The sequence below is a fragment of the Pseudomonas sp. GV047 genome (assembly GCF_003058245.1).
In the GTDB taxonomy this organism is placed as follows: domain Bacteria; phylum Pseudomonadota; class Gammaproteobacteria; order Pseudomonadales; family Pseudomonadaceae; genus Aquipseudomonas; species Aquipseudomonas marginalis.
The window spans coordinates 155,572-161,945 of the sequence record NZ_QCWA01000014.1; the positions used below are offsets into that span (position 1 = coordinate 155,572).

Annotated in this window: 6 protein-coding genes and 1 pseudogene; 6 read left to right on the forward strand and 1 reads right to left on the reverse strand. The window is 64.1% G+C overall.

Annotation, left to right across the window (positions count from 1 at the left end; all coding sequences use genetic code 11):
* Positions 1–2 precede the first annotated feature (2 nt).
* Positions 3–389: a type II secretion system minor pseudopilin GspI gene (gene gspI, locus C8K58_RS27790; protein ID WP_027603441.1), complete on the reverse strand. Its 387-nt coding sequence runs from the start codon at positions 387–389 to the stop codon at positions 3–5.
* A gap of 137 nt (positions 390–526) precedes the next feature.
* Between gspI and gspG the strand changes: the two genes are divergently transcribed.
* From gspG to C8K58_RS27820, 6 genes and pseudogenes are all read left to right on the forward strand, one after another.
* Positions 527–976 carry a type II secretion system major pseudopilin GspG gene (gene gspG, locus C8K58_RS27795; RefSeq protein ID WP_108574709.1) on the forward strand — a complete coding sequence of 150 codons (450 nt, stop codon included), beginning with the start codon at positions 527–529 and terminating at the stop codon, positions 974–976.
* Between the two features lie 8 nt (positions 977–984).
* On the forward strand, positions 985–1,908 hold the full coding sequence (gene gspK, locus C8K58_RS27800) for a type II secretion system minor pseudopilin GspK (RefSeq protein ID WP_027603443.1): 924 nt from the start codon (positions 985–987) through the stop codon (positions 1,906–1,908).
* Positions 1,905–3,044: a type II secretion system protein GspL gene (gene gspL, locus C8K58_RS27805; protein ID WP_108574710.1), complete on the forward strand. Its 1,140-nt coding sequence runs from the start codon at positions 1,905–1,907 to the stop codon at positions 3,042–3,044. Before gspK ends, gspL begins: the two co-directional genes overlap by 4 nt.
* On the forward strand, positions 3,037–3,546 hold the full coding sequence (gspM, locus tag C8K58_RS27810; RefSeq protein WP_098479878.1) for a type II secretion system protein GspM: 510 nt from the start codon (positions 3,037–3,039) through the stop codon (positions 3,544–3,546). Before gspL ends, gspM begins: the two co-directional genes overlap by 8 nt.
* Entirely contained in the window at positions 3,543–5,873 is a 2,331-nt protein-coding gene (gene gspD, locus C8K58_RS27815; protein ID WP_108574711.1) for a type II secretion system secretin GspD, read from the forward strand. Before gspM ends, gspD begins: the two co-directional genes overlap by 4 nt.
* A 157-nt stretch (positions 5,874–6,030) precedes the next feature.
* A pseudogene (locus tag C8K58_RS27820) lies at positions 6,031–6,374 on the forward strand (type II secretion system protein GspE); the annotation flags it as partial.

The following is a 6,374-nucleotide window of genomic DNA, read 5'->3' on the forward strand; positions in this document are numbered from 1 at the left end:
GCTCATTGGGGCGTTGCCTTCGGCGGGTTGAGCAGCGTTTCCACCCGCGCCAGCGGCGGCGCCTCGCGCTTGCGCTCCGACACCAGCAGGGTGACGCGCATCAGGCGTCCATCGGCGCTCGGTGCGATGCTCTGTTCGCAACGCAACAGCAAGCGGCCCTGATCACAGTCAAACGCTTTGTGCCCCCTGGGCAGGCGTCCCTCCAGGCGCAGTTCGGCGAGCCTGCCCTGGGCCGACAGCAGCGCCATCGAGCGGTCGCGCAGCAACCCATTGCTCTGGGTCATCAAGCCTGCAACGCGGACCGCCGCCGCCATCGCCACGGCAATGATCGCCAAGGCCACGAGCACCTCGATCAATGTAAAACCCTGCTCCTTGCGCGACAGCTCCATGGGTCACTCTTGGCGTAAAAACACGCCGTAGAGTAGCACTCAGGGAGCCGCGGGCAGCGGCCAATTATTTTTGCTATCCAGATAGTTAGTTTTGTTACACTGCGCGCCGAATTAGGATCGAGCCAAGGATGGTGGATATGGATTTCGCGCGCATCAAATATGGGCCTCGCGCCCGCCACGCTCAGCAAGGGTTCACGCTGATCGAGATCATGGTGGTGGTGGTCATCCTCGGCATTCTGGCGGCGATTGTCGTGCCTAAAGTGCTGGACCGTCCGGACCAGGCCAGGGCGATTGCGGCCAAGCAGGACGTCGCCGGCCTGATGCAGGCGCTCAAGCTTTATCGCCTCGACCACGGCACCTATCCCAACATGAACCAGGGCCTCAAGGTACTGGTCGAGCGCCCGGCAGATGCAAAAAATACCAACTGGCGTTCTTACCTGGAGCGCCTGCCCAACGACCCCTGGGGCCGTCCTTACCATTACTTGAATCCCGGCGCGAACGGCGAAGTCGACATCTTCTCCCTCGGTGCCGACGCACAGCCTGATGGCGACGGTGTGAATGCCGATATCGGATCCTGGCAGCTCTAAGCGCGGCCATGAAATCACACTCGCCCACCGGGGCGAAACAGCGCGGCATGGCGATTATCAGCGCGATGCTGATCGCGGCGGTGGTCGCTGTGTTCGCCGCCGGCATGCTCACCCGCCAGAGCGTTTTTACCCGTTCGCTTGAGGCCGAGCAGGCGCGAGTGCAGGGCAGTGCCTCACTGCTGGGCGGCCTGGAAGTCAGCCGGCGATTGCTCCGGGACGCCCGTGAGCAGGATGTGCTGACGCGGCTTGACCAGCCATGGGCCCGGCCGATCAACACCGCTCAGGACGGCGAATTCGAAGGCCGCCTTGAGGACCTGCAAGGCAAGTTCAACCTGCGCAATTTAATCGCCCAAGAGTCTGTTGATCTCGGGCAGATGCGCAGCTTTGAGCGGTTGTGCGAGATGATCGGTGTCGAGGCCCGCCTGGCGCAGCGCATCAGCCAACGCGTGATTGCAGCCTACCCACATAGGCCGGTTGCCTCAACAGTGGGGCAGCCACCCCCGCCATTACCCGCCACCCAGCCGATGCTGCGCAGTCTTGATCAATTACGCGGTATCGAAGGCCTCAATGAGCGGGTCCTGGCGCGGCTCGAGCGTTACGTCAGCATTCTTCCGGTCAACACCTGGGTCAACGGCAATACGGCCAGCGCTGAGGTGCTGGCCGCGGTGGTGCCGGGTTTGTCCTGGGCGCAGGCCAAGGCGTTGGTCGCCGAGCGCGATCGCGGCCAGTGGTTTATCAACCGCGGCGACTTCGTTAACCGTGCGCGATTGCCCAACTTGAACGTGGATCACCTCAACGTCGGGATCACCAGTGAGTGGTTCCTGCTCCAGGGGCAGGCCCGCCGCAATCAGCGCCGTGTGCACCTGGCTGCGCTGCTGCATCGTCCGGAAGACGCAATGCCCAGGGTGATCTGGTCGAGGCTGGGCGTATGACGCGCCTGCGCCTTGCCTTGCCGCCGCTGGAGTCCTTGACGTCGGACACCGAGCTTGAGTTCGCGCAACTGGACCGCAAGGGCCGCGTCAGCCATACCGGCATCAGCACCCTTGGCCAGCTGGGACAACAGGCCAAGTCTCAGGCTGTCGAGTGTTTCCTTCACCCCATGGACACGGTACTTACTCGCATCGAGCTACCGCCGCTGTCAGCGTCCCGTATCGATGCGGCCGTTACCTGCGCTGCGCAGGCGTTGATCCTGGGGCCCAGCGAGCAGATGCATGTGGCGCACAGCGCTCGCGATACCGATGGACAGGTGCACCTGAGCTGGCTGCCCAAGGCTGTACTGGATCGCCTCGGTCAGTTGCTTGGCCTGCACGGATTGAAGCTGGGCGGCCTGTATCCGGCGCCTTACCGCTTAGCCGTGCCAGCGGCCGGGCAGGTCAATGGGTGTGTGGTAGAGGGCCAGTTGCTGCTGCGTTTCAGCCTCGCCCATGGGGCGGTGGAACCGTTGGTTGAGGACCGTCTGGAAGCGCTCGCCGCCAGCGGCGAAAGTGTGCTGTGGCCCGTGGACCACCAGCGCTGGAACGGCGCTGCCCCTGGCTGGGGATTGCACGCCGGGGTCGGCCGGCGCACTGTACCGGCGGCCGGTTGGGGGCGGGCGTTGGGCTGTTGTGCGTTGGCCGTGGGTGTCTGGGTGGCCGGGCTCAACCTTTACGCCGCCCGCGAGGTTGCGCAAGGGCAGCAGCTCAAGCAGCAGATGAGCCAGCGCGTGAAGCACGCATTTCCCGAGCTGCCGGTGATTCTCAACCCTCTGCAACAGGCCCGCCAGCAGTTGGCGATCCGGCAAGGGGGCGGGCCCGCGCAGCTCAATCACGACTTTGCTTACCTGGTGCAGCAAGCCGCCATGGCGCTGCCGTTCATGGCTGGCAGCGTCCAGCAGCTGACCTTCAGCGAGCGCCAGTTGCAGCTGCAGATGACCGCCGAAGCCACTCCCGCTGCCGACGGCGCTGTACAGGCTGCGCTGAGCCAGGCGGGCCTTTCCGCCCACCGCAACGAGCGTATCTGGACGCTGAGCGCGCTGGCCGAACCCGCGTCGGGAGAGGGTGATTCCAGCGTGGAAAACGACGATGAATAATCCGCGGCTGATGGCCTTCAAAGGGCGCTGGAAAGCGCTGGCCCCGCGGGAAAAAACCATGCTCAGCGGCGCGGCGGTGTTTCTTGCCAGCCTGTTGGTCTGGCTGTCGCTGATCCAGCCAGCGCTCAAGAACATTGACTATTGGCAAGTCGAAACCCCGAAGCTGCGCGCCCAGAGCCAGGCACTGGCGCTGTTGCTTCGCGAGGTCACCACGCCTGTCGGGCTGGACCTTGAGCACTCATTGCGGCAATCCCTCGACGCCGCCGGCCTGGCGGGACACTACCGGTTGCAGGCCCAGGATCTGTCCTGGCAACTGACACTGGACGCGGCCCCCGCCGATGCGGTGCTCGGCTGGTTATTGAGTGACCCGAGGCAATTTTCGCTGGACGTGGTGGAGGCCCGTTTGCAACGCGCCGGCGAAGCCTCGGCCGACAACACGGCAGGCACTCTCACAGGAACCGTCCGTATGGATCGGATGCACGGCGCTAAGGAAGCATCATGAAGTGGTCAGGTTCCCATTATGTACGCACGGCTGCGCCGTTTCTGTTGCTCGCACTGAGTGCGTGCAGCGCGCAGCCTACGGCGGATTTACCCCAGGACAGTGAGCTCGGCCTGCCCCTGGCCACCACCCAGCGCAGCGGCGACGCACTGGTAGACCGGCAGCGTGCGCAAGTGCAAATCGAACGGCAGTCGCGGCCCTTGCACAAGGTTACCAATCCCGGACGTGGCGGCGGTGCCGGTCACAGCGGCGTGGCGCCGAACAAACCCTTGGGCGATCAACCGGTCACGCTGAATTTCGTCGAAGCCGACATTCAAGCCGTGGTGCGGGCGTTGTCCCGTGCGACGGGGCAGCAGTTCCTGGTCGACCCGCGCGTCAAGGGCTCCCTCACGCTGGTTTCCGAAGGGCAGGTGCCGGCGCATCAGGCCTACGACATGCTGCTGGCGGCACTGCGCATGCAGGGCTTCAGCGTGGTGGATGTAGGAGGTATCGCGCACGTGGTGCCCGAGGCCGATGCCAAGCTGCTCGGCGGGCCGATCTACAGTGCTGACAAGCCGGGCGGCAGCGGCATGCTCACGCGCACCTTCCGCCTGCAATACGAAAACGCGGTGAATCTGATCCCGGTGCTGCGCCCGATCGTTTCGCCGAACAACCCGATCAACGCCTATCCGGGCAACAACACCATCGTTGTCACCGACTACGCCGAGAACCTGGCGCGGGTGGCGCAGCTTATCGACGGTATCGATACCCCGAGCGCCATCGACACCGACGTGGTGCAGGTTCAAAACGGGATCGCCGTGGATATCGCCGAGATGGTCTCGCAACTGCTGGAGCAGCCGGGCAGCGATCCGACGCAGAAAATCACGGTGGTGGGCGACCCGCGCTCCAACGCGATCGTGATTCGTGCCGGCAGCCCGGAGCGGACCGAGTTGGCGCGTAACCTGATCTACAAGCTGGATAACGCCCAAGCCAACCCAAGCAATTTGCACGTGGTGTACCTGCGCAACGCCCAGGCCGCGAAACTGGCGCAGTCGTTACGCGGTTTGCTGACCGGTGAAAGCGACAGCGGTGGCGGTGACAATGCGCGGTCGGCCCTCAGCACAATGGGTGCCAATATCTCCGGCAGCCAGACCGGGCAGGGCAGTGGCCAAGGCAGTACCACCAGCGCCAATGAGTCGGCGCAGACGACCGGCAGCTCGAGCAGCCAGCCCGGCGGGCAAACGAGTGAGCAAAACGTCGCCTTCACCGCCGGTGGCGTGACCCTCCAGGCCGACTCGACCACCAACACCTTGCTGATTTCTGCCCCGGAGCCGCTGTACCGCAACCTGCGTGAAGTCATCGACATGCTCGACCAGCGCCGCGCCCAAGTGGTGATTGAAAGCCTTATCGTTGAAGTCGGCGAGGACGATGCCAATGAGTTCGGCGTGCAGTGGCAGAGCGGCGACCTGGCCGGCAAAGGCGTGATCGGCGGGACTAACCTGGGTGGTGCGGGGTTCAACCTGAATGGCAAGACCAGCGTTGATGTGCTGCCTGGCGGGCTCAGCCTCGGCTTCATCAACGGTACTGTGGATGTGCCCGGCATTGGCAAGGTCATGGACCTCAAGGTGTTGGCCCGCGCGCTTAAAAGCAAAGGCGGCAGCAACGTCCTGTCGACGCCGAACCTGCTGACCCTGGATAACGAGGCGGCCAGTATTTTTGTGGGCCAGACTATTCCGTTTGTCAGTGGCAGCTACGTGACCGGTGGCGGCGGTACCAGCAATAATCCGTTCCAGACGGTCACCCGTGAAGAGGTCGGCTTGAAGCTGAATGTGCGCCCACAAATCTCCGAGGGTGGCACGGTCAAACTCGATATTTACCAGGAAGTCAGCAGCATCGATGAGCGCGCGTCCAGCAGCGCCGTGTCGGCCGGCATCGTCACCAACAAGCGCGCGATCGACACCAGTATTTTGCTCGACGACGGGCAGATCATGGTCCTCGGTGGCCTGCTCCAGGACGGTTACAGCCAGAGCAATGAAGCCGTGCCGTGGCTGTCGAGCATTCCGGGGCTGGGTGTGCTGTTTCGCAATGAGCGCCGGGCGGTCACCAAGACCAACCTGATGGTGTTCCTGCGCCCGTATATCATCCGCGACAGTGGTGCCGGACGCGCGATCACCCTGAACCGCTATGACTACATGCGCCGTGCCCAGGGCCATTCCCAGCCGGAACACAGCTGGGCGATGCCGGATGTGCAGGCGCCGCAGTTGCCGGTGGTGGAGAAGGGGATTCCGGGCGGGCAGCAGCAGGGGCCGAGGGCGGTGATTCGGGCGGTGCCTGTAGGTGCACGACCGTGAGCCTGTTGTACGCAGGACCAAATGTGGGAGGGGCGGTGCGACGATTCGACTTGCCCCCGATGAGGGTGTGTCAGCCACAGATGTACAAACTGACCCACCGCTATCGGGGGCAAGCCCCCTCCCACATTTGGACCGCGCTCGGTCAGGAAGATGTCTTGTGAGCCTTCTCCCTTACGCCTGGGCCAAATCCCAACGCATCCTCCTGCGTCCCGGCGACGACGGCATGCTGCTGACCGTCTGCCCCTCCACCCCCGGCTGGTCCATCAGCGAAGTACGGCGCCAGTTCGGCCAGGCCCATCTCGAGCAGGTACGCGACGATGAACTCGACGGCCTCCTCGCCAGTGCCTACGCCGATACGGGCAGCGCCGCCGCTGTGGTGGGCGCGGCAGAGAACGAGGTCGACCTCGACCGCCTGATGCAGGACATGCCCGAGATCACCGACCTGCTCGACACCCAGGACGGCGCGCCGGTGATCCGTATGATCAACGCCTTGCTCACCCA